Below are 22,209 nucleotides of genomic sequence, written 5' to 3'. Positions count from 1 at the left end.
ATATTTAAATATTTTTTTGCTTTACATAAGTTTTTGTTGTCAAAAAAATAATATTAGGTTTATATATGTTTTTTTGTGATATCCTCCTAGTGCCCTGAATATTATAAAACAAAAATAATTTCAGGAGATAAGGAGCTGTTGAAATGAAAAAATACTTTTCCCAAAAGCTCATAATCATTCTTAAAGAAATTAAGTATAATAAAAAATCTGAGATTAAAAATCTAAAAGTTGAAAACGCTAAACTTATGCGGCTTATTGTCGATCAAGCACTGGATATCCAGGCATTAAGACGCTATTAAAAGTCGGAATTTAAATCCACGCTCCCACCTAGTGAGCGAGCAAAATATGCGGGTTGCCAAACTAACTAACGTAATTTAAATCCACATCATTTTTTATAATATTTATAAACACTAACAAGCAATTTAATTTTCAGAAAAAGAAAAACTCTGCACTTTGAATTAACTAAGATTTACTGATTTTCACCTCTATAATACAGAGGTATATCTTGGCTGCTAAATTATGAGAATATTACTCCAGCAAGCACATACACTCAATTGGCTAAACAAATCTCCGTTAATATGTGTGTCAAGAGAACCGTCCCCTTGACACTTGAATTATAAAAAAATCTGATAATGCCTCCGACTCAGCATAAGCTTTTAAAATTTCCAAGCAATATTTCTTAAATTCTATAGGAGAAACACTTGAAACAAGTTCACGATAAGGATTGATTGTTTCCATAATTTTATTCCAACTCCTTCACATATAACTTCACCTACTTTACAAGCAATACTACCACCTCACAATGGCCCGAGTTGCCATTATTGATGTCGGCGTTCTCGGGAACAGGTCAACTATTTCTGAGTGTTTTTGCGGTATGTGGAAACATATCAACGATTTTGCGGTTCTCGGAAACATATCAATAAGCATCTCATAAAAGTATCATGGGAGAAGGATCTAATACTCCTCGAACTCATTCATTAAATCTTCTATATATGGGAACAGTGCCTCATCATCAAATCTTCCAAGTCTTCAATGGTTTCTTCTGACGACAAATCTATATTTTACATCTTTAGTATCAGAGGCTATTTCAACCACATCGACTGAATCTTTAGGCTCTGTTTTAAACCAATATTGATGATTGAACAAAATCAAAGTGGACACTTGATTCATCCACTTTTAGTTCGTCTAAGGAATATTACGTAATTACTAGTCTATTTTCAATTCTGTGCATTTTTATTTATAAAAGGTAATATTGCATCTATAAAGGACTGCTTATCCTGCATATAAAGAGCATGCCCAACGCCTTTTATTTCTACATGTTTTACATCATTGTTCAATTTCTTAATAAAACCTATATCAGTATCCCTTATTAAACTTCCTTGACCTGAGTCCCCCTTTACAATTAAAATAGGACATTTGATTAAAGGGAATAATCTTTCCACATCATACTCTTCATAGGTATTATCAAAATCATCTATTATAGCACTAAGCATATTAGGGTCATTCTGTTTTAAATTTTCAGCCATAAACTCGAACCAGGGATGATTTTCACCATAAGCCTCTGCCGCTGAAACTGTCCCTTCTCTTTCTGGCACTGGAACTTGCATTGCTTTCAATTTTTCTACGATTTCATCTAGTGATAAGTTCTTTGACCATTCTCTCCACAGCATAGTCATATCCTTTTGACTTTCTGAGTGACTCCTTAGTACATCCAATGATACTGGAGAATCTCCTATTATCAATGCCTTAACAATACTAGGATAATATGCTGCTATTAAAATTGCTATCATACCACCAAGTGAATGTCCGATTATTATTGTAGGCTTTTTAATACATTTCTCTATAAATTCTCTAACATCAGGTACATAATCCTGCATTTTATATTTATTTTCTGTGCGACCTGATTTTCCATGTCCTCTAAGATCTATGGCATAGACATGAAAGTGTACTGATAAGTCATCAATTATATCTCTAAAAGTCTGCCACCTAGAAGATCCACCATGCAATAGCAATATAGAAATGTCTGAGACTCCTTTCTCTACATAGTTCAAATTTACTTGCTTTGTATTAAAAGTTCTTTCTTCCATATTCATCCCTCCAGACATTAAATATTATAGTATAGCTTTTACTAAATTATCAGACTTTAATTTAATGTAATTTTATGGTATAATATATATGTAAAATTATTTTATCTTAAATCCTGATCCTCATGTCAAAGTAACTTTTCTACTTAGTTATCCTCATAGGATACTTTGACCTGAATTCATGGTGCCAGGTACAGAACTTAAGAACTTATTTGCACAACATAAAGCTCCGCTGAATAAATCCCAGCAGAGCTTTTCTAACTTTGTTCTATTGCTCTCTAACCACCAAGCCTACGGCTTCACAATGACTTGTCCAAGGAAACATATCCACCGGCTGTACTTTTGCAGCCTGATACCCCATTTTGCTCAGGATGCCCAGGTCCCGGGCCAGGGTGGCCGGGTCGCAGGATACATAGACAATTCGGGGAACCTGCATCGCCGTCACTGCGTTGAGAACCTCCCTTGCACATCCCTTTCTGGGAGGGTCCAAAATCACCACATCAGCCTTCTGGCCTTTGGAGGCCATCTGAGGGAGCAGCTTTTCCACCGGGCCGGAATAGAACCGGGTATTGGTGAGGTTATTTAACAAAGCGTTTTGCCTGGCATCCTCCACGGCTTGTTCAACAATTTCCAGTCCGATCATTTCACCTGCGTGGCGGGCCAGAAAAAGGGCGATGGTTCCGATGCCGCAGTAAGCATCCACCACGGTTTCGTCCCCCTGCAGACCTGCATATTCTAAAACCTTGCCATACAGAGCTTCCGTTTGTATGGAATTAACCTGATAAAAAGAGGAGGCCGAGATTTTAAATTTCAAGTCTTCAATCCAGTCCATGATGGACTCTTCTCCTGCCAGCAGGTGATTTTCTCTGCCCAAAACCGCTCGCCCCGGCTGATGGTTAATATTGCGGATTACCGAAGTTACCTCCGGATGGCGGGCAATGAGGTCCTTTGCCAATTTCTTGGCGCCGGGCCACTCTTCCGGGGATGTCACAAAAACCACCATGACTTGGCCACTTCTGTACCCCCTGCGAATCATCACATGACGCAGCAAACCTTCTTTACGTTTCCAGCAGTACACCGAAAGGGAATCAGTGTTGATTAACTCCTGCAAGGTGGCCATTATTTGATTCATTTTCTCATGGACCAAAAGGCATTTATGTTTTGCAACTTCTGCAACCATTTGATGAGTTCCGTCCGCAAAGAAGCCCAATTGAATCCGATTCCCGTCCTTTTTCACCTGCAGATGAACCTTATTGCGGTAATGCCAGGGATCGTCCATTCCTAGCGTTGTCAACACCTCAATGTTTTCTAACCCGCCAATTCGTTTTAGGGCGGAAAGAACCATTTCTCGCTTATGCCTCAGTTGTTCCTGGTAATCCAGATGCTGCAAATGGCAGCCCCCACAAGCCTTTGTGAAAGGACAGCGGGATGAAATTCGAGCAGAGGCCTTTTGGATAATTTCAAGCAGTTCTCCCCGGGCGTAGTTTTTCTTAACCTGATCAATTCTTACTTTCACCGTTTCTCCCGGTAAAGCTCCGGGTACAAAAACAGCCACTCCCTCCGCTCTGCCGATTCCCTCGCCGGTATGTCCCATCCCTCCGATAGTAATCTCTTCAATATCACCGACTTGCAGGAAGTTTATCTTTTGCTGCAAAATGATCACCCCATGTTAAAAAGTCACTGTATCTTTGTGCTAAATAAGTTGCTTTTTACAACTTACTAGCTAAGGGATTATATCTTTCCAACCGAAGAGCAAGCTTTGGTTTGCCCTTAAAAAGAAACTTACTTTTAAATAACCTACTTATCTTAAAAATACCTTGTCCTATATTTTCCATTATTATAGCATATAAAAACAAAAAGGAAGCAAGGGTGATTCCCCTTGCTTCCAAGCGTATCTTTAAATTGTCTATGCCTGCGTGGCTTTAACCCGTTCTTCCTGGGACATGGCGGCCAAGTCTTTGACAGCGGCCAGATCTAAACCCAGGCCTTCGGCAACCTTCTGACCATAATCCGGGTCAGCCTTATAGAACAAGGCGGTCTGGCGAAGCTGAATCCTTTGCTGGGCTTGCCCCAGGCTGTCACAGATATTGGAAACCAGGTTGGCCCGGTCCTGGTCGCTCATAACCCGGCGGTATAATTCACCGGCCTGGACAAAATCAATATCGGACAATACGTAGGGGTGCCGCGAGACCATTCCGGCAACATCCACCGGAGGCGGTGCGAACTGCGGGTCCGGAGCCGGACCGCCAAAGGAATTGGGGTAATAATTGGGAGACGCGCCCCCGTTGCCGTCAATGGCCATGAAGCCGTCCCGCTGATAGGAATTAGCCTTGGCCGCTTTCGGCGCATTAATGGGTATCTGGTGGAAGTTCGGACCTAGACGGTGGCGCTGGGTATCGGGATAGCTAAACAGGCGGCCCTGCAGCATCCGGTCCGGTGAAGCGGCGATACCGGGTACAAAATTACCCGGTGAGAAGGCGGCCTGTTCCACTTCCGCAAAGAAATTTTCGGGGTTTCTGTTCAGGACCATTTTGCCTACCGGGATTAAGGGGTAATCCGCATGATACCAAACCTTAGTGATATCAAAGGGATCAAATTTGTAGTTTTTGGCCTCTTCCGGCGGCATAATCTGAACGTATACGGTCCAGGAGGGGTAATCTCCCTGGGCAATGCTGTCATAGAGGTCCTTGGTGGCAGAGTCGGGATTTTTGCCCGCCAGTTCGGTGGCTTCTTCCCTGGTGAGGGTCTGGAAACCCAGATCCGCTTTGAAGTGCCATTTGATCCAGTAATATTCGCCGGCCTGGTTGTACCACATATAGGTGTGGCTGCTGTGCCCGTCCATATGCCGGAAGCTCTTGGGGGTACCGCGGTCGGAAAACAGAATGGTAACCTGGTGAATGGATTCCGGAGTTAGGGAGAGGAAATCCCACATCATGTCGGGGTTTTGGGTATGCCGGGCCGGATGCCTTTTTTGGGTGTGGATGAAGTCGGGGAATTTAATGGCATCCCGGATAAAAAAGACCGGCGTGTTGTTGCCTACCATATCGAAGTTGCCTTCTTCGGTATAGAATTTGACGGCAAAGCCACGGGGATCTCTGGCAGAATCCGCAGACCCCTTCTCGCCGCCTACAGTAGAAAATCGCACGAATAAATCGGTGCGTTTGCCAATCTCGGAAAGAAAAGCAGCTCTGGTAAAGCGGCTGACATCATGGGTTACTTCAAAATAACCGTGAGCGCCTGTCCCTTTGGCATGGACAACCCGCTCCGGGATTCTTTCCCTGTCAAAGTGAGCCAGTTTTTCAATCAGATGCGTATCCTGCAATAAAGTCGGTCCGCTTTCGCCGGCTGTAATGGAAGCTTGGTCTTCATAAACCGGGTTTCCCAAATTGGTGGTCAAAATCTTCTTCTTAAGGTCAGACATCGCATTACCTCCTTCTGTTTTTTAAGCAATCAGTGAAAATGATGCTAGTTATAGTAAGTATAATTTAAAAAAGAATGGGGTTCAATTGTCATCCATCGCTATAATCTTGCATAATTCTTACTTTTTCAAGAATTATTTCTTAAGCTGCAGAAATCCCTTGGAACCCCCTAGGGCTTCGTTTCATATGGTAAATGGTAAAAGGAATACTTTTCCTATGGGAGTGGCGTTTATGACTCAATATAAAATCAACCGCAAAAAACGTCGAATCAATCTGCCATCCCGGTGCAATTGTTATCAGAATGATTATGTGGATCTGGTTGTGGAGGGGGCCGGCATTCGTCTGGGGCGTCTCTCATCCCTGGATATTCCGGCGGAGGTTTCTGCCTATATTCCCAGGGTGGAAGTTCGCCGGCGTCATTATCAAAACGGTGAGCTGGTTTGCGAGGACGAAAAAATTTATAATAGTATTACAGTGGTACATGCCCCCCGGCATCCCAGTGAGAATCCGTCGGGGTCCTCTCTTCCTGTTTTCACACCGGCCACCGGTGAAAAATCTAAGGAGCAGCCAGCAATTGCCCCTTCGGATCAGTCACTTTTCCCACCTCAGTTGCCTACCGCACCCAATCCGGAACAACCCGATGCACCGGAACCGCCGGACATTCCTTCCCAGCCGGAGCCCCATCCACCACCGGTTGCACCCTTTTCAGCCAAACCTTTACGAAAAAATTTTCCCGGACATCCCTCCCCAAGTATCACCATTAACAAAAAACCCCTGTTTTAAAATAAGAAGGCGTATGAGCAATAAAGTTCAACGCCTTTTCTTTATCTCAAAAATCCCTTTTATCTGGACGGGGATTTTCTTTTATGGCAATTGAAGATATAGTTATAGTAGTGATTTATTTTAACCGCATCCTATATGCTGAAGGAGTTTCACTTTTTATGTCTCAAAAAAACCAACCATGGGCCGGGATTTTTCTGGTCGTTATCGCTACCATCGCTTTAAGCACCGAAGCTATTGCTGCAAAAATTGCTTATCAGGGCGGTGCTACGGTACTTACTACGTTAACAGTCCGTTACGTTCTGGCTGTCTTATTTTTTGCCATGATGCTGCATTCGGCCGGAACCAGCATAAAATTATCCCTTAAACATACTCTTCAGGCAATAGGATTAGGGATTGGCTGCCAGGCTGTCACTGCCCTCAGTCTCTTTAATGCCTATCGGTATATTCCCGCTGCCATGGCCATTCTTCTCTTGTATGTTTACCCCACCATCACAGCCATCCTTGCCTATTTTATACTTAAGGAACCCCTGCATTGGCAAAAATGGCTGGCTCTGGTCCTTACCTCGACCGGCTGTGTGATTATTTTGGGCCATCCTCAGGAAAATCTGCACCCTTTGGGAGTGGCCCTGGCCCTGCTGGCCGCTCTAATCAACGCATTATTTCTGGTGCTCAGCGGCAAGGTATTAAAAGAAATTCCGGTCCCTGTGTTTAATACCTATCTCACCGGCTCCTGTGCCCTCCTCTTTCTGGGCCTTGGCTCGCTTTTGGGCCAGTTAAACTTTAACCTGCCCCTAAGGGCCTGGCTGGCCCTTTTATTTCTATCCATCGTGTGTACCGTGGTGGCCATGTCCGCCCTGCTGAAAGGAGTAACCTTGATTGGCCCTTCCCGGTCGGCCATTATCAGCACCCTGGAACCCGCTTTTACCGCAGTACTGGGATTTTTCCTTTTAAGCGAATCCCTCAGCCTCTGGCAGATGATTGGTGGAGCTGTTATTCTTTCGGGAGTACTGCTGCAGAAGAAAGAACCGGAGGTACAAAACAATGGATAGCCGCAGGTGGATATTGGCTGCGGTTGCTGTGGCCACCTTTTTGGACACGCTCATTTTCGGCATTATAATTCCCATCTTGCCGGTATACAGCGAAAATCTGGGTGCCACTCCCTTCACTCTGGGGGTTATTTTCGCCGCCTATTCCGCTTCTTTGCTGGCCGGAACCATCCCCCTGGGCTTGCTTTCGGACCGCTATGGTCGAAAAAAAATCATGCTCTTGGGCCTGCTGACTCTCTCTCTGAGCACTCTGGGCTTCACCCTGGCCAACAGCCTCTGGCTTTTAATCCTGATCCGGCTGATTCAGGGTTTCTCCGCAGGAGCCACCTGGACCGCCGGCCCGGCACTGGTGGCAGATCTTTATCCGCCGGACCAAAGGGGCGCCAAAATGGGCATTATCAGCGCCGCCACAGGCTTTGGTTTTCTTATCGGGCCCGCAGCCGGGGGGCTATTGTATGAATTGGGCGGTTACCGGCTGCCCTTTTTGATCGGCACCATTTTGTCTTTAATCGTAGGCTTGTTTGTTCTAAAGGTTCTTCCAGCAGATAAAACCAATGGAAAAAGCCGGAAAAGAGATCATTCCCTGCTGGAAGTTTTACAATTTAAAGGTGTGCCGGTGTCTTTAACCGTTATTTTACTGGGATCCACCGGCTTTGGTTTCATTGATCCCATCCTGCCCGGCTATTTCATGGACAAATTCGGCATTTCCCCCGGTATCGTCGGGATTTTGTTTGGTTTGATTTCTTTATCTCACGTCTCTTCGGCTCCGGTCATCGGAAAATTATCCGATTCATGGGGCAGGTTAAAGCTGATACAATGGGGTCTTGTTGGCACGGCGGCGGTTATTCCGCTGGTTTCCCTAAGCAACAGTCTCATCACCACAGCCATGGTAATGGGCCTGTTGGGCATTACCTTCGGGCTGATCTTAACCCCCACCATGCCCTTGCTGGCCGATTCAGTCATGCTGCAAAGCAAAGATTCCGGCGAAGCCAGTTATGGCGCCGCCTTTGGCCTTTACAACACGGCCTTTTCCCTAGGCTATTTATGGGGTCCCCTCTTTGGCGGAGGCTGGATGGAATTCCTCCCTCTGTGGGGTCTTTTTGCCCTTTACAGCCTTCTGTTGTTAACTTTGTTTCTTTTTACTCTCCCTAGAAACAAAAAAGAAATAAGAGGGCTCCAGTAATCCAAAATAATAATTAAAATATTCTTAATTATTTAAATATTTTTCCTAGTATTATTTTGTATTTTCTCTTGTATCCTCTCTCTGTCCTATGATACATTCCACCTAAAGTAAGTTAGTCACATTGCTTAAGGGGTTGGTTGAGGTGGCTAAGCAAACGAAAAAAATAACCAGCTTCCTCTTAAATGAACTCATTGTCTTTGAAAAAATTCATGCGGCTCAAATAAAGGCAAAAAATTTAAAGCAGTCCAAAGAGCCTTATATCTCCTATGATTATTTTGGTCAAGCCATCTACTGGGTGGAACCGGCAAGGCTGCCAAGCACCATAAGATAAAAGAAAACGTGTAAAAAGCCATGCGAGGAAATTCCGCATGGCTGAATTATTTTAAATGACCACAATCAGGGCATTCCGGGTCGCGGCAAATCTCTACCTCTTGAAAGGACATGGATAAACCATCCATGGTCAGAATCCTGCCCACCAGCAGGTTCCCCCGGTTGAGAAGGCACTTAATGGCTTCCATGCTTTGCAGGCAACCGATGGTGCCGGCCACCGCGCCAAGAATTCCTACATCGGCCGTGGATTTTACCGCCTTTTCCGACGGGCCTTCCCGGAAGATGCAGCGAAAGCAGGGGCCCTGCCCGGGTAAAATCGTCATGACCTGCCCAACCATAGAAAGAACGCCTCCATAGATGAAGGGTTTCTTGGCCTCAATGCATGCTTTATTTAACAGATACCGGCTCTCCAGGTTGTCGGTGGCATCCACCACCAAGTCATAACTGTTAAGGATCTGATCTACATTGTCTGCGGTAATCCGCTGGTGATAGATTTCAATTTGAACATCCGGGTTAATGGCGGTGAGCTTGTCCCGGGCGGACTCCACCTTAGACCGGCCGATGTCGCCGGTGGCATGCACGATCTGTCTCTGCAGGTTGGATAGATCCACGCTGTCCTCATCGGCCAGCCCCAGCCTGCCAATGCCGGCAGCGGCTAGGTAAAGGGACACCGGGGAACCCAGCCCTCCGGCTCCCACCACCAGCACCGAGGAATTAAGCAGCTTGATTTGACCTTCTTGGCCAACCCCCGGCAGTTTGATGTTTCTGTGATAGCGTTTTAATTGTTCGGCGGTTAACCGCTCTACAGGCTTTGGAATCATTTCCTGCTTTAAAAACCTGTCTTCAATGAAATCCGCTACCTGCTCGATCTTATTTAAATCAAAAACCGGGATATCCAGGGTTAAAGGCAAATCCGTGACCACCGCGGTTAAATCCTCAAGGGAACAAACGGGCGCGCTGGATATGTCCGAACGCACCACTTCAATTTTGGGCTGGCTGCCTTTTTTTATTCCCTCCACCAATACAATGTCCACTCCGGACATATAATCCGTTATGTCCTTTAAGGAGGGCTCCTGCTGAAGTTTCCGGATAATCCCCAGTCCTCCGGGTGTGGCCAGGGCAACCACATCGGCCCCGGCCTGGGCATGACGCCAGGTATCCTTGCCCGGGATGTCCAGTTCAAAAGCTCCCCGGTGATGCTTCACGGTACCTACCCGGTAGCCTTTATCTTTGAGGCTTTGAATTAATTTTTCCAAAAGGGTGGTTTTGCCCGAGTTGGAACAGCCCACCAGGGAAACTACGATAGGGGATATTCTATTGTTCCAATATTTCAATGGCATCTCCCACTTTTACCGGTCCTCCCTGCAGGACTCTGACAAAGATCCCTTCCTTGGGCATTACACAATCCCCGGCCTGGTGGTAAATGGCACAACGGGTATGACATTCTTTGCCGATCTGGGTTACCTCTCCTAAGCCTTTCTCACCAATACGAAGTTTTGTTCCCACGGGCAAAGAAACCAGGTCAATCTCTTCGGTGGTTAAATTTTCCGCAAAATCCCCCGGGCCAACCTTCAACCCCATGGCCTTCATTTTTTCTATACTTTCCATGGCCAACAGGCTCACCTGGCGGTGCCAGTCACCCACGTGGGCATCTCCTTCCAAGCCGTGCTCCACAACCAGCAGGCCTTCCCCCACGTTTTTCTTTCTCATTCCCTTTCTAGGGCTGGTACATACCGCTACAATTCTTCCCATAATTGCTCTCCTTCCCGCAGAAAATCACCGCTTTTTCCGCCGCTCTTTTTGACCAGGCGAATATTTCTTATTTCCATAGACTTATCCACAGCCTTGCACATATCATAAATAGTAAGGGCCGCCACACTAACCGCTGTAAGAGCTTCCATCTCCACCCCGGTTTTTCCGCCCGTCTTAACCCGCCCCCGAATCTCCACCCGGTCCGGGGAAGCCAATTTAAAATCCAGGTTGGTCCCGGTGATCATAATCGGGTGAGCCATGGGAATCAAAGACGGAGTCTGCTTGGCGGCCATAATTCCGGCAACCCGGGCAACGCCTAGAACATCCCCTTTGGCCATGCCGCCGGTACGAATAAGCTCCAGGGTAGCCGGTGACATAACCACTTCTCCCCTGGCTTCCGCTTCCCTTTGGGTTTCCGCCTTGGAGGTGATGTCCACCATGCGGGCATTCCCCTGGGCGTCAAAATGTGTGAACTGAGACATGCCGTTATCCTCCAATCTGACTCATGACCCTGAGGTCGCTCCACCCCTCTTCCATGTGGTGCTGACCCGGTTTCTGCCGTATCCCTTTGGCGATTAATTCGGCCAATTCCTGCCTGCCGGCCCCCCTGCGAAGCGCTTTTTTTAAATCAAACTCCTGGTTCCCGTACAAACAGGGGCGCAATTGACCGTTGGCCGTCAACCGCAGGCGGTTACAGGTGGAACAGAAATGTTCACTGATGGCCGTAATAAAGCCAAGGGTGCCCTTAGCCCCGGGCAGTCGGAAATATTTGGCCGGACCGTTGCCGGTAACCTTTGTTTCCGCCTGCAGGGGACCAAATTCCTGCTGCAGCTTCCGGACAATCTCTTCAGCGGATATAAAATTGTCCACGGCCCAGGGGTTGCATTCCCCAATGGGCATCAACTCAATAAATCGAATGTGCAGGGGCATTTCCCGGCTCAGACGGGCAAAATCGCCAAACTCCCGGTCGTTTACCCCCCGGACAGCCACTACGTTTAATTTTACCGGATGAAGGTTTAAAGCAATGGCTTTCTCAATGCCGCGCCACACCTCGTTAAACTTCCCCAGACGGGTAATCTCTTTAAATTTATCCGGATCCAGACTATCTAAACTGAAGTTTACCCTGTTTAATCCTGATTTTTTCAAATCCTCTGCCATTTGCAGGAATAAAACGCCATTGGTGGTGATGGAGATGTCATCAATCCCGGGATTTTTGGCTATATGCTGAAAAAGCTTTAAAATATTTTTTCTTACCAGGGGTTCTCCCCCGGTGATACGAACCTTATTAATGCCTAAATCCGAAGCGGCATCCACCACCCGGCCGAATTCCTCCAAGGTTAGTATTTCTCTATGGGGGGTTTGTTTCACACCCTCCGGAGGCATACAGTAAACACAACGCAAATTGCACCGGTCGGTTACGGATATTCTTAGATAATCAATCCTTCTTTTGTACCCGTCTATCATCTTTTAACAGCCCCCTTGTCCACCCATTGCCGAATCGGTTTTTGGCAGCCATTGCAGTAGGTTTACAACCGCCTGGTTTTTAGGTTGTTCGTAGATCTCTCCGGGAGTTCCGGTCTGAATAATTTTTCCTTGCTCTAATACGGACAACCGGTGAGCCAAAAAAGGGATCTCTGAATAATCATGGGTTACAAATAATGTTGCAATTTTCGTACCATGCAACAGCCCGGCTAAATCCCGCAGCAACAGTCCCCGGGTAGGGGTATCCAGACCCGTGAAGGGTTCATCCAAAAACAATACTTCCGGCTCCAGGGCCAGAGCCCGGGCGATACTGACTCTCTGCGCTTCTCCCCCGGAAAGAAAACGCACCGGGCCATCGGCCAGGTGATCAATTCCCAGTCTTGCCAGCCAGTTGTCAACGCGTTTACTTATTTCCCTGCGCGAGACCTTTCTTAAACGCAAACCGGTTTCAATATTTTTCCTCACGGTCATATCCAGCAGCAAGGGCTGCTGGAACACAAAGGCCATACGCTGCCGCAAGGGATGCAGATTGCCCCGGTTGGCCTCCAGCCCTTTAAAAATAACTCTTCCGGCGGTTGGTTTTTGTAAAAGAGCTAAAATATGCATCAAGGAGGTCTTTCCCGCCCCGTTTACTCCGATCAGAGCGGTCACTTGCCCTTCCTCTAATTGAAAAGATTCGACGTCAAGGATGGTTCGTCCTTTTTTAATAAATTGAATTTCTTGTCCTTCTAAAACAATCACTTTATGGGCACCTCCCTCGCTGCTGGGCTACGGTTAAGGCAACGGTTACCGCAAAGGCCAGTAATAAAAGAATAATGCTTAAGGCCATGGCCAGATCGGTTTCCCCTCTTCCCACCGCTAAAACCGTGGCGGTGGTCAGAACCCGGGTAGAACCCACCAGGTTGCCCCCCACCATGGTGGAAGCCCCTACTTCGGAAACAGCTCCCCCGAAACCGGCCATCACAGCGGCCAGCAATCCTAGCCGGGCTTCCCTGGCCATCAGCCATAACAACTGCAGCCTGGAAGCCCCCAAGGACAAAATCTGCAAACGCAGCTTCGGATGCAGTTGTTGAAAAGCAGCCAGCGTAAAACCTGTGACAATGGGGGAAGCAATGATGCCCTGGGCCATAATCATGGCCGTGGGCGTATATAAAACACCCAGAAGGCCCAAAGGGCCATAGCGGCTGAGGAGTACCCAAACCACCAGCCCCACCACCACCGGGGGCAGGCCCATACCAAAATTGACAATACTGACCACAAAATTTCTGCCTGGAAAGGAAGTCAGGGCCAGGAAAAAACCCGCAGGCACGCCAATTAGCACAGCGATCAGGGTGGCAGTACCGGATACTTTTAATGTTAATAAGGAGATTTCTATGACGGTCTTATCTCCCGAGAGCAGCAGTTTAACAGCGATGATTAACCCGTTCCAGAATACTTCCACGACTGAATGAACCTCCATTATGTCTTTTTAAGCATAACGAGTGCCTGTGCAAGGGCGGAGAGTTTTACCCCGCCCCTGACTTCCCTATCCTTACCCGCCGCCTACCGGCGGGAAAAGAGCTACACGGTCACCTTCCTGCAGCTTCGCATCAAAGGGCTTATGCAAACCATTTACCAGGGAGCTAAACACTTCTGCTTCCGGTATATCGTATTTCTTTAAGATATCCAGAATGGTGCTGCCCTCGGTCATTACCAGTGGAATCCGTTCACCATATTTGGTTCCGGTAAACCGCTCCAAGCCTGTATACACCCTTAATTCAATCTGCATGTCCAGTCACCTCAGTGCCATTATAGCAAATTCAAGCCTTTCGCAGGACTAGAAATTAAATACCGTGTCTAATTCTTCGTCCTTGATATCAAATACGGTATTGTGAGGAGCCAGCTTGTCGGTATAGAAAAATTCAGGCAGACGATCGTCCACACTGCTTAATCCGGCGGCGGCATTAAAAGCACGCTCGGTCTTCAAAATGTTCTGACCCAAAGTTACCACGTCGTCAACTTCCAAACTAAGACCATATTGGGCATTCAGCATTTCCACAATGGTAGGCAAACCTTCCGGATTGTCCAAAACGGCAAAGGCCACGAACAGGCACAAGCCGGTGGCATCTACGGCCGCGGTGGCAATCTGCAGATTCCGGGATAGTTCAACCTGCCCTTCCGCTTTGGTCGGGTCAACAAAGCCACCCACTTTAAGGATGTTGGCGGTTACAGCATAACCGGCCGTGTGATCGCCACCCATGGGGCTGGTGGCATAGGTAACACCATTCCCTTTGCAGGACCTGGGATCGTAAGCAGGAATGCTTTGGCCTTTAACAGCCGCGACCCGGGTAATGCCGTATGCTTTACCCACAAAGACCGCGCCATTGCCCAGGATACGGCCCGCAGGAGTTCCCTTGGCCACTTCTTCCAGGGCCGCCACGGCGGCATCCGCATCGCCGAAGGGAATAACGCCGGCTTCCATCAGAACCCCCAGGGCAACGCCCATTTCAATGGTGTCCAGGCCGGCATCGTTGCAAATGTAGTTCAGTTTAGCCACAACATCCAGATCGCTGATTCCCAGGTTGGGTCCAAAGCACCAGGCGGTTTCATACTCGATGGGAGAGCAAACCTTGCCGTCGGGCATGGGATAAACGTTGGAGCAGCGCATGACACAACCGGGATGGCAGACATGAGTGGCTTTGCCGCCGCGGGCCTTGGCAACCTCAGCCAGACGCTCGCCGCTGACCTCATTGGCTTTGTCAAAACGCCCGTTATTTCCAAAATTCTTAACGGGGAGAGTGCCCGCTTCGCTGATAATGTTCATCAGAACATTGGTGCCGAAATTGGGCAGACCGGAACCGGTAACCGGGTGTTCCAGCAAAATCTTGGCAAATTTCTTGGCCGCCGCAGAGAAGCGCTCCTTATCCTGAACCGGCACGTCAAAAGTATTGGGAGAATCAATAACGATGGCCTTCAGCCCTTTGGAGCCCATGACCGCGCCCAAGCCGCCACGGCCGGCATACCGGCTGGAGTTTCCTTCGGCATCATTGGTGGCTACACCGGCGCCCATCAGCATGTATTCTCCGGCAGGTCCAATGCAGATTACGCCAACTTTGCTGCCGTAACGCTCACGGAGGATGGCCGTTACTTCATAGGTGCCTTTGCCCACCAAATCATCGGCCTTTAAAACCTCTGCTCCTTCCGGCGAAACCTTCACCATCCAGGCGCCTTTCTCCGCCGGCTTGCCTTCGACAATCATGGCCTTAATATCCAGGTTGGCCAGTTTCTGAGCGCAAATGCCGCCGGCATTGGCTTCTTTGATGCCGCCTGTCAGAGGGCTTTTGCCGCCTACAGACAAGCGTCCGGAAGAGGGTGCGTTGGTTCCGGACAGCAGGCCCGGGGCAATAATTAATTTGTTTCGTTCCCCCAGCGGATTGCAGGTTGCGGGTACTTCATCCGAGACCATCTGCGAGGTGAGTGCCCGGCCGCCCAGTGCCAAATACTTTTCCGGCACATCCTGAAATTCGGCTGTCCCCTTTTTCATGTCGATTCTTAAAAACCTTGGCATAATACTCCCTCCTTTATAATGTCAATCAATTTAAAAATTCAATCTCTTTTTAATTTTTCCTGCCCAAACCTTTATTTTTATAAGCACCCTCCCCCTTCTCAGAATTTTTAAACAATATTCCCGGTCTTATTTTAATGCAAAAAATATACCTCTGTCCCCCTGGAGAATAAGGACCGGCGTATTCTAAAACAGGACAATCCGTTGTTCTACATTTGAACAAGTGTTATAAAATGTCACAATAGAATAGCAGAAACCTCCTCTGTTTTAGGCTTTAATATTGCATTATAATAAATGTAAAAGGAAAGGGGGATTTTTCTTGGGAACCATTGAATTAAGAGGATTTGCCACCCTTCAACAGGTATTGCATAAAAAAGGATTCGCTTTCCCGCAAATGGTTGAAATTGGAGAGGGACTTACGGGAGATCAACTTATTTCCAAACTGGATATAAAGGAAACAGAGGTGGAGGCCCTCTTTGTAAACGGCCGGGTGCAGGGGCTGCATGATCCCATTCAACCGGGCGACAGGGTGGCGCTGGTGCCTCCGGGAACACCGGGGCCTTACCGGGTCATTCTCGGCATTGTAGGCAAACAGGCAAAATGAGGGCATAATCCCCCTCATTTTAATTGGATATATTAATATTGTATTCTTTTGCCTTACGGTAAAGGGTGTTTCGTCCGATTCCCAGGGCCCGGGCACTCATACTGACATTTCCCTTAAAGAATTCCAAAGTATCTACAATGGCCCTGGCTTCCATTTCTTGAATGGAGATGGGAAAAGCAGAAGTAACCCCTTTTTTTCCCATAACCCGGTGCAGAGCCCGGTACAGTTCCTCAACCCTTTTATATAAATGCACCAGTCTCTCTTCATCCATTTTATCCAGTTGTTTTTCCTGTTGGCAAAACCAGCCGGAAAGACCATTGATATCTGGAAGTGTGTCCTCCCCGCCCTCAGGATCATTCTTTTCCAGGGCAGGGGTAGCACCAGTTATTTTACGGGAGAGATGTTCCGGTAAAACGGCTTTATCATCACATAAGGCCAGGGCCTGTTCCACCGTGTTGGCCAGTTCCCGGATATTCCCCGGCCAATGATAGTTTAACAGGGCATCCATACAGGCCGGTGCAAAGGTCGGGGTGGGACCTGTTTGGTAATCCCAAAAGCGCTGAATAAAAAATTCCACCAGGGAGACAATGTCTTCTTTGCGCTCCCGCAAGGGAGGTAAAACAAAACGAACCACATCCAGCCGGTAGAACAAATCTTCCCGGAAGGTTTTATGCGCCACTGCTTCCTCAAGATCCACATTGGTGGCAGCAATAATTCTTACATTGGTTTTTACCGGTTTTTCGCCGCCCACCCGCAAAAATTCCCCGGTCTCCAAAACCCGCAACAGCTTCACCTGGATGGCCAAACTAGCTTCACCGATTTCATCCAGAAATAAGGTTCCGTTGTTGGCCAGTTCAAAAATCCCTTTCCTTTGAACATTGGCCCCGGTAAAGGATCCCTTCTCATGGCCAAATAAATCACTTTCCAGCAAATTTTCCGGAAGGGCCCCGCAATTGATGGCTAAAAAAGGTTTATCGTGCCGGTTGCTGGCCATATGAATAAATTTGGCCAAAACTTCCTTGCCGGTGCCCGTTTCTCCATGGATCAACACATTAATATCTTTAGAAGCAATTCTTTCGGCCATGGAAACCAGCTTAATCATCTTTGGAGTATGGCCCACCTGAAAACCACATTGTTCGGCGGTGTCCGTCCAGCTAAAGGTTTTATCTCCGGGCTTTTCTACGGTTTTACTGTAATTCAAGGCCTTTTCAATTAACTGCTCCACCAGATTAATGTCGTCAAAGGGTTTTTCAATATAATCAAAGGCTCCGAATTGGATGGCTTTTACCGCTGTCCTGGTGGTGCTGTAGCCTGTCATAATCACTACTTCACAATGGGGCTGTACGGTTTTTATATGCTGCAACAAGGTGATCCCGTCGGTATCCGGTAATTTTAAATCAACCATGGCCACATCATAGCGTTCCTGGTCAATTAGTGCGTGAGCCTGTGTTCCGGAAACAGCAACGCCAATCCGATAACCTTTTTGCGCCAGTAATCTGGTAAAAAAAGTTCCCACAGGCTGCTCATCATCGATGACCAATATGCTGGGTGTCGCGGTCATTCACCTTCCCCCTCCGTGTCTTGTTTGAGCGGTAAAACCAGTCTGAAATGGCTGCCAGCTCCGGGTTCACTTTCTACTTCAATGGTCCCTCCGTGGGATTGGGCAATGCCGAGGCTGACGGAAAGACCCAGACCGGTCCCCCTGCTGGCTTCTTTGCTGGTATAAAAAGGGTTGAAAATTTTATGCAAATTTCCTTTTTCAATGCCATGTCCCGTATCGCTAACCGTAATCACAACCCAGGAGTGTGCCTCTTCCTCTCGGATGGTCGTAGAAATGGTGATGATTTTTTCTCCCTCCGACTCTTCCAGGGCATCCCGGGCATTCAATAGTAAATTGATGATCACCTGCTGTAATTGATGTCCGTTGGCCAAAATCATAGGCAATCCTGAGTCCAGTTTTTTACGAATCTCAATATTGTTCTGATTAATTTGGTAATGAATTAAACTTAAAACTCTGTACACCTGTTCATTCACATCGGTCTCTGTAAAAGAAAATTGTCCCTGCCTGGAAAATGAGAGGAGATTTTGAATGATTTTTTTACAACGCATGCCGCTGCTGATGATGTCATCCAGCCACTCTGACCGGGGGTCGTTCTCCCCAAGATCCCTTTGCATCATTTGTGCCGTTCCAATCATTACAGTCATGGGACTGTTGAGTTCATGGGCCACCCCCGCCGCCATTTCCCCAATGGCTACCAGTTTAGCCGAGTGAACCAACTGCGCTTCCATTTTTACTTTCTCGGTAACATCCTTCACGTGTAAGATCACGGCATAGGTCTGCCCGCCCGGGTCCACCATGGGGTAATAAAAGGCATCCAATATGGAGCCGGCATTTTGTATCTGGCTGTAAACCGCCCGGCCGGTTTTGTGAACTTCCTCCAGGGAGCATACTTCACAGGGCTTATTCCGGTTCCATAATAATTCATAACATTTGCAGGAATCCTCCTGGCCGCTTAGGGTTGAATTCATATAGTGATACCGGTGATTATGCCGTAAGACATTATGATTTTTATCAATAAGAAAAATAGGGTCCGGTACCGCCGTAAAGGTCGCTTCCCATTCCTGTTTGCCCTTGGAGACTTCCTTGTACAACCGGGCATTTTCAATGCAGATGGCCAGTTGATCGGCCAATTGTTCAATAAAAATTAATTCAGGATTTCCATAGGTAAAATCCTGACCATCACCCACAATAAGCAAACCAATTACTTGATTTCTGACCAGTAGGGGAACGATGGCAACCGAACGGAGGCCCCAGTGGTCTAAAGGATCCCGGTCCTGAACCAAAACGCAAACCTGATCGGGATTTTGATAAAGGTTATATAAAAGCCGCTGGCATTTTCCATAGGCCTGCCACAGAACGGAAGTCTTAGGTATGGTCTGCCCCAGATTATTTTTAGCGGGGATGGCGGCGGTCATTTCCAGCTTATCTCCCTTGGCCAGCGCCAATCCCAGGAAACAGCAGGGTACAGCCTGGGGGAGTTTGTTGTAGACCCGCTCCACAATATCCGCTAAGGACATGTCAATGTTAATGTCCTTAATTAGTTGGTGAATAATTTCCAGGCGGTTGATTTGTATTTTAATTTGCTCGTTGGAATGCTGAACCTCAAGGTAGTAGTTCAGTTTGGATGAGTTCACCCCGGTCAGATTTCGAATGATGTTCCATTTGTCGTCAAACATTGGAGTTCCCTCCTACAAAGCCCTCAGATAAAGAGCTTCAATTTCTTCCGCACCGGCATCCCTGGGGTTGGTTACCAAACAGGCGTCTTTCAAAGCATTCAAACTCAGTTTTTGCACATGTTCTTCTTTCATTCCCACTTGGGACAGGCGTTCGGGTATGCCAATATCTCTAAAAAACCTCCGGACAGAGGAAATTCCTTTTTCAGCAGCCTTCCATTTACTTAAACCGGCTGTTTGTACCCCTAGTGCCGCGGCAATGTTGGCAAATTTATTGACACAGGAAATTAAATTAAATTCCATCACATATGGAAGTAATATGCCGTTGGTTTCACCATGATGCAGATCAAGCAATCCATCTACCTGATGGGTCATGGCATGGGTCGCCCCCAGTATGGCATTGGAAAAAGCCAACCCGGCCTGCAGACTGGCCATGGCCATGGCTGATTTTGCTTCCAGGTTGGTCCGGCAGGCAACGGACTCTCTAAGATTAGCGGAAACCAACTGGATGGCCGACAGCGCATGTACATCTGTCAGGGGCGTAGCCGCCAGGGAAACATAGGCTTCGATGGCATGACTCAGGGCATCCACTCCGGTGGCTGCCGTTAACCGGGCGCTTTTGGTCTGCAAGGTAAGGGGGTCCACAATAGCAATATCCGGAACAAGGGACTTGGATATAATGGCCATTTTTACCTGCCTGGCCTTTTCCACAATCATGGAAAATTGAGAAACCTCCGCCCCGGATCCTCCGGTGGTAGGAACAATGACCATTGGCGGCAGCGGGCTGCTTATTTTATTAACCCCTTCGTAATCCTTGATCTGTCCCCCATTGGTGGCTAAAATGGCAATGGCTTTGGCCACATCAATGGGGCTGCCCCCTCCTACGGCGATAATGCCGTTGCAGTCGCTTGCCAGGTAAAGACGTGCTCCTTCAGCCACTTCACAGTCTTTAGGATTGGTGGTAAGGCCACACCATATATTCGAATCAATGCCAACTTCCTTCAGGTACTCTATGGCCTTCTCGGCCCACCCGGCTTCAATAACCCCCTGGTCGCTGACTAAAAAAGCTTTTTTCATGCCCAGACGAACAGCACTCTCCCCGATCTGACTCAGGGCTCCAAATCCAAAGATGACTTCAGGCGCAACAAACTTACTGATATTTAAAAGATTACTGGTCTGCATGCCATCGCCCTCCGGCTAAATATTCAAAATTTAAAATCAATTTTAAAATATATATATAAATAATTCTATATGAATAAATTCATCCCTGCCTAGGGTTGGAGTAAATAAAGAAAACTTGCCTATACCAAGCTGCAGGAGAAGGCTGCAGCCCTAGTAAATGCTTAGATTTCTTAGCCTGAAAATTTTTAAAAAATAAAAAAGGTGGAGACAACTCCACCCATACACATACACAATATTTCAAGGGGTTTATGATGGCAAAAATTACATAGCAGCCTTGAAGATGCCAATAACATCGTCTAAGGTGGCAGTTCTCGGATTGGTAAAGCTGCAGGCATCCTTCATGGCATTCTCAGCCATAATTTTCAGGTCTTCTTCTTTCACATTCAGTGCAGTTAAACCGGCCGGAATTCCGACATCGGCAGAAAGCTTGCGAATGGCCGCCAAGGCTTTGTCCGCAGCATCCCGTACGGATAAACCTTCTACATTTTCGCCCATGGCCTTGGCAATGTCAACAAAGCGCTCAGGGCAGGCAATTAGGTTAAAGGCTTCCACATGGGGCAGCAGGATGGCATTGCAAACGCCGTGGGGCAGGTTATAGAAACCGCCAAGCTGGTGAGCCATGGCATGAACATAACCGAGGGAAGCATTGTTGAAAGCCATTCCTGCCAAAAACTCGGCATAAGCCATCTTGTCACGGGCCGCCATATTCTGACCGTTGGCTACGGCATTACGCAGGTTCTCGGAGATCAACTTCATGGCCATTAAAGCGGCGGAATCGGTTACCGGAGTGGCAATGGTAGAAACATAGGCTTCAACCGCATGGGTTAAGGCATCCATCCCGGTAGCGGCGGTTAATGCCGGGGGCATACCGGCCATTAACAGGGGATCGTTGATGGCTACATTGGGCGTGCAACGCCAATCCACAATAGCCATTTTAACTTTATTGCTGGTATTGGTAATAATGCAAAAACGGGTCATTTCAGAAGCCGTCCCGGCAGTAGTATTGACAGCAATAAAGGGAGGCATGGGCTTGGTGCTCTTGTTAATACCCTCAAAATCCCGAATATTTCCGCCGTTGCTGGCCACCAGTCCAACGCCCTTGGCACAATCGTGAGAACTGCCGCCGCCCAGAGAGAGGATCATATCGGCGCCGCATTCCTGGTAAACCTTCAATCCATCATGAACGTTTTTATCGGTGGGGTTCGGCTCAGCGCCGGCATAAATCGTTACTTTCACTCCTGCTTCTTCCAACATTTTTTTAATGTCGTCGGCCATTCCACCGGAACGCCCTAGAAATGCATCGGTTACAATCAAAACATTGCTTCCACCCAGAGTTTTGACCTGATCCGGAATTTCCTTGTGAGCTCCTACACCCATTAAGTTAACGGTGGGGATAAAATAACCAAATACCTGTTCACCTACTGCCATTGACGAACTCCTCCTTAAATGATTTTTAATAGGGAGGTCTCCCTTTCAGTACTGCCCAAATATAAAAGCAAAGATCATGCCAAACTATTCTGTATTAACAAAATATTTTTATTTTACAGTAAATTTAACGGTTGTTGT

At 47.4% G+C, this 22,209-nt stretch carries 21 protein-coding genes; 6 read left to right on the top strand and 15 right to left on the bottom strand.

Going from position 1 to position 22,209, the window contains the following annotated elements:
- Positions 1-143 precede the first annotated feature (143 nt).
- Complete coding sequence (locus DESRU_RS20760) at positions 144-299, top strand: hypothetical protein (RefSeq protein WP_013841444.1); 156 nt, start codon at positions 144-146, stop codon at positions 297-299.
- 918 nt (positions 300-1,217) lie between these two features.
- Here DESRU_RS20760 and DESRU_RS19820 read toward each other — a convergent pair.
- The 3 genes from DESRU_RS19820 to DESRU_RS07125 form a co-directional block, all read right to left on the bottom strand.
- Positions 1,218-2,087 (bottom strand): alpha/beta fold hydrolase, encoded by an 870-nt coding sequence (locus DESRU_RS19820; protein ID WP_013841443.1) that lies wholly within the window; start codon positions 2,085-2,087, stop codon positions 1,218-1,220.
- 265 nt (positions 2,088-2,352) lie between these two features.
- Entirely contained in the window at positions 2,353-3,747 is a 1,395-nt protein-coding gene (rlmD, locus tag DESRU_RS07130; protein ID WP_419763386.1) for a 23S rRNA (uracil(1939)-C(5))-methyltransferase RlmD, read from the bottom strand.
- A 243-nt stretch (positions 3,748-3,990) separates the two neighbouring features.
- Positions 3,991-5,505, bottom strand: coding sequence for a catalase (locus DESRU_RS07125; protein WP_013841441.1), 1,515 nt, complete (start codon positions 5,503-5,505; stop codon positions 3,991-3,993).
- A gap of 229 nt (positions 5,506-5,734) precedes the next feature.
- On the opposite strand from DESRU_RS07125, the gene DESRU_RS07120 reads away from it, so the two are divergent.
- The 4 genes from DESRU_RS07120 to DESRU_RS07105 all read left to right on the top strand — a co-directional run bounded on the left by DESRU_RS07120 (position 5,735) and on the right by DESRU_RS07105 (position 8,846).
- Positions 5,735-6,286, top strand: a complete 552-nt coding sequence (locus DESRU_RS07120; protein ID WP_013841440.1) for a hypothetical protein — start codon at positions 5,735-5,737, stop codon at positions 6,284-6,286.
- A 158-nt stretch (positions 6,287-6,444) separates the two neighbouring features.
- A complete protein-coding gene (locus DESRU_RS07115) occupies positions 6,445-7,335 on the top strand; it encodes a DMT family transporter (protein WP_041275335.1) in 891 nt (296 codons plus the stop codon).
- Positions 7,328-8,515 carry an MFS transporter gene (locus tag DESRU_RS07110; RefSeq protein WP_013841438.1) on the top strand — a complete coding sequence of 396 codons (1,188 nt, stop codon included), beginning with the start codon at positions 7,328-7,330 and terminating at the stop codon, positions 8,513-8,515. Before DESRU_RS07115 ends, DESRU_RS07110 begins: the two co-directional genes overlap by 8 nt.
- Before the next feature lie 142 nt (positions 8,516-8,657).
- Positions 8,658-8,846 (top strand): hypothetical protein, encoded by a 189-nt coding sequence (locus DESRU_RS07105; RefSeq protein WP_041275334.1) that lies wholly within the window; start codon positions 8,658-8,660, stop codon positions 8,844-8,846.
- A 46-nt stretch (positions 8,847-8,892) separates the two neighbouring features.
- Here the strand turns inward: DESRU_RS07105 and mobB are convergent, their stop codons facing one another.
- The 8 genes from mobB to DESRU_RS07065 form a co-directional block, all read right to left on the bottom strand.
- Positions 8,893-10,185 carry a molybdopterin-guanine dinucleotide biosynthesis protein B gene (gene mobB / locus DESRU_RS07100; RefSeq protein WP_187290619.1) on the bottom strand — a complete coding sequence of 431 codons (1,293 nt, stop codon included), beginning with the start codon at positions 10,183-10,185 and terminating at the stop codon, positions 8,893-8,895.
- Positions 10,160-10,597 (bottom strand): MOSC domain-containing protein, encoded by a 438-nt coding sequence (locus DESRU_RS07095; protein WP_013841436.1) that lies wholly within the window; start codon positions 10,595-10,597, stop codon positions 10,160-10,162. Before DESRU_RS07095 ends, mobB begins: the two co-directional genes overlap by 26 nt.
- Entirely contained in the window at positions 10,582-11,079 is a 498-nt protein-coding gene (moaC, locus tag DESRU_RS07090) for a cyclic pyranopterin monophosphate synthase MoaC (RefSeq protein ID WP_013841435.1), read from the bottom strand. Before moaC ends, DESRU_RS07095 begins: the two co-directional genes overlap by 16 nt.
- A 4-nt stretch (positions 11,080-11,083) precedes the next feature.
- On the bottom strand, positions 11,084-12,061 hold the full coding sequence (moaA, locus tag DESRU_RS07085; RefSeq protein ID WP_013841434.1) for a GTP 3',8-cyclase MoaA: 978 nt from the start codon (positions 12,059-12,061) through the stop codon (positions 11,084-11,086).
- Positions 12,062-12,064: 3 nt separating this feature from the next.
- The gene (locus DESRU_RS07080; protein WP_013841433.1) at positions 12,065-12,820 is read right to left on the bottom strand and encodes a sulfate/molybdate ABC transporter ATP-binding protein; all 756 of its coding nucleotides are present in this window, start codon (positions 12,818-12,820) and stop codon (positions 12,065-12,067) included.
- A gap of 1 nt (position 12,821) precedes the next feature.
- Positions 12,822-13,520, bottom strand: a complete 699-nt coding sequence (locus DESRU_RS07075; RefSeq protein WP_013841432.1) for an ABC transporter permease — start codon at positions 13,518-13,520, stop codon at positions 12,822-12,824.
- 90 nt (positions 13,521-13,610) lie between these two features.
- Positions 13,611-13,847, bottom strand: coding sequence for a MoaD/ThiS family protein (locus tag DESRU_RS07070; RefSeq protein WP_013841431.1), 237 nt, complete (start codon positions 13,845-13,847; stop codon positions 13,611-13,613).
- A gap of 48 nt (positions 13,848-13,895) precedes the next feature.
- Entirely contained in the window at positions 13,896-15,626 is a 1,731-nt protein-coding gene (locus tag DESRU_RS07065) for an aldehyde ferredoxin oxidoreductase family protein (protein WP_013841430.1), read from the bottom strand.
- A gap of 316 nt (positions 15,627-15,942) precedes the next feature.
- On the opposite strand from DESRU_RS07065, the gene DESRU_RS07060 reads away from it, so the two are divergent.
- Positions 15,943-16,227, top strand: coding sequence for a MoaD/ThiS family protein (locus DESRU_RS07060; RefSeq protein WP_013841429.1), 285 nt, complete (start codon positions 15,943-15,945; stop codon positions 16,225-16,227).
- Between the two features lie 19 nt (positions 16,228-16,246).
- On the opposite strand, the gene DESRU_RS07055 is transcribed toward DESRU_RS07060, so the two are convergent.
- The 4 genes from DESRU_RS07055 to DESRU_RS07040 form a co-directional block, all read right to left on the bottom strand.
- Positions 16,247-17,788, bottom strand: a complete 1,542-nt coding sequence (locus DESRU_RS07055) for a sigma-54-dependent transcriptional regulator (RefSeq protein WP_013841428.1) — start codon at positions 17,786-17,788, stop codon at positions 16,247-16,249.
- A complete protein-coding gene (locus DESRU_RS07050; RefSeq protein ID WP_013841427.1) occupies positions 17,785-19,464 on the bottom strand; it encodes a GAF domain-containing sensor histidine kinase in 1,680 nt (559 codons plus the stop codon). The genes DESRU_RS07055 and DESRU_RS07050 overlap by 4 nt, the downstream gene beginning before the upstream one ends.
- Positions 19,465-19,476: 12 nt before the next feature.
- Complete coding sequence (locus DESRU_RS07045; RefSeq protein ID WP_013841426.1) at positions 19,477-20,643, bottom strand: iron-containing alcohol dehydrogenase; 1,167 nt, start codon at positions 20,641-20,643, stop codon at positions 19,477-19,479.
- Between the two features lie 261 nt (positions 20,644-20,904).
- Positions 20,905-22,071: an iron-containing alcohol dehydrogenase gene (locus DESRU_RS07040; protein ID WP_013841425.1), complete on the bottom strand. Its 1,167-nt coding sequence runs from the start codon at positions 22,069-22,071 to the stop codon at positions 20,905-20,907.
- Positions 22,072-22,209 lie beyond the last annotated feature (138 nt).

It is taken from the genome of Desulforamulus ruminis DSM 2154, from assembly GCF_000215085.1.
Classification (GTDB): Bacteria; Bacillota; Desulfotomaculia; order Desulfotomaculales; family Desulfotomaculaceae; genus Desulfotomaculum; species Desulfotomaculum ruminis.
Note: the sequence above shows the minus strand (reverse complement) of the source record. Positions and strands in the feature narration are given on the sequence as shown.

What these genes read in the sequence shown, in the direction of transcription:
- DESRU_RS07115 (WP_041275335.1), top strand. Translation starts at nt 6,445, where the DNA reads ATGTCTCAAAAAAACCAACCATGGGCCGGGATTTTTCTGGTCGTTATC.
- DESRU_RS07055 (WP_013841428.1), bottom strand. Translation starts at nt 17,788, where the DNA reads ATGACCGCGACACCCAGCATATTGGTCATCGATGATGAGCAGCCTGTG.
- DESRU_RS20760 (WP_013841444.1), top strand. Translation starts at nt 144, where the DNA reads ATGAAAAAATACTTTTCCCAAAAGCTCATAATCATTCTTAAAGAAATT.
- DESRU_RS07050 (WP_013841427.1), bottom strand. Translation starts at nt 19,464, where the DNA reads ATGTTTGACGACAAATGGAACATCATTCGAAATCTGACCGGGGTGAAC.
- DESRU_RS07040 (WP_013841425.1), bottom strand. Translation starts at nt 22,071, where the DNA reads ATGGCAGTAGGTGAACAGGTATTTGGTTATTTTATCCCCACCGTTAAC.
- DESRU_RS07095 (WP_013841436.1), bottom strand. Translation starts at nt 10,597, where the DNA reads ATGGGAAGAATTGTAGCGGTATGTACCAGCCCTAGAAAGGGAATGAGA.
- DESRU_RS07125 (WP_013841441.1), bottom strand. Translation starts at nt 5,505, where the DNA reads ATGTCTGACCTTAAGAAGAAGATTTTGACCACCAATTTGGGAAACCCG.
- DESRU_RS07120 (WP_013841440.1), top strand. Translation starts at nt 5,735, where the DNA reads ATGACTCAATATAAAATCAACCGCAAAAAACGTCGAATCAATCTGCCA.
- moaA (WP_013841434.1), bottom strand. Translation starts at nt 12,061, where the DNA reads ATGATAGACGGGTACAAAAGAAGGATTGATTATCTAAGAATATCCGTA.
- DESRU_RS07065 (WP_013841430.1), bottom strand. Translation starts at nt 15,626, where the DNA reads ATGCCAAGGTTTTTAAGAATCGACATGAAAAAGGGGACAGCCGAATTT.
- moaC (WP_013841435.1), bottom strand. Translation starts at nt 11,079, where the DNA reads ATGTCTCAGTTCACACATTTTGACGCCCAGGGGAATGCCCGCATGGTG.
- DESRU_RS07070 (WP_013841431.1), bottom strand. Translation starts at nt 13,847, where the DNA reads ATGCAGATTGAATTAAGGGTGTATACAGGCTTGGAGCGGTTTACCGGA.
- DESRU_RS07110 (WP_013841438.1), top strand. Translation starts at nt 7,328, where the DNA reads ATGGATAGCCGCAGGTGGATATTGGCTGCGGTTGCTGTGGCCACCTTT.
- mobB (WP_187290619.1), bottom strand. Translation starts at nt 10,185, where the DNA reads ATGCCATTGAAATATTGGAACAATAGAATATCCCCTATCGTAGTTTCC.
- DESRU_RS19820 (WP_013841443.1), bottom strand. Translation starts at nt 2,087, where the DNA reads ATGGAAGAAAGAACTTTTAATACAAAGCAAGTAAATTTGAACTATGTA.
- DESRU_RS07045 (WP_013841426.1), bottom strand. Translation starts at nt 20,643, where the DNA reads ATGCAGACCAGTAATCTTTTAAATATCAGTAAGTTTGTTGCGCCTGAA.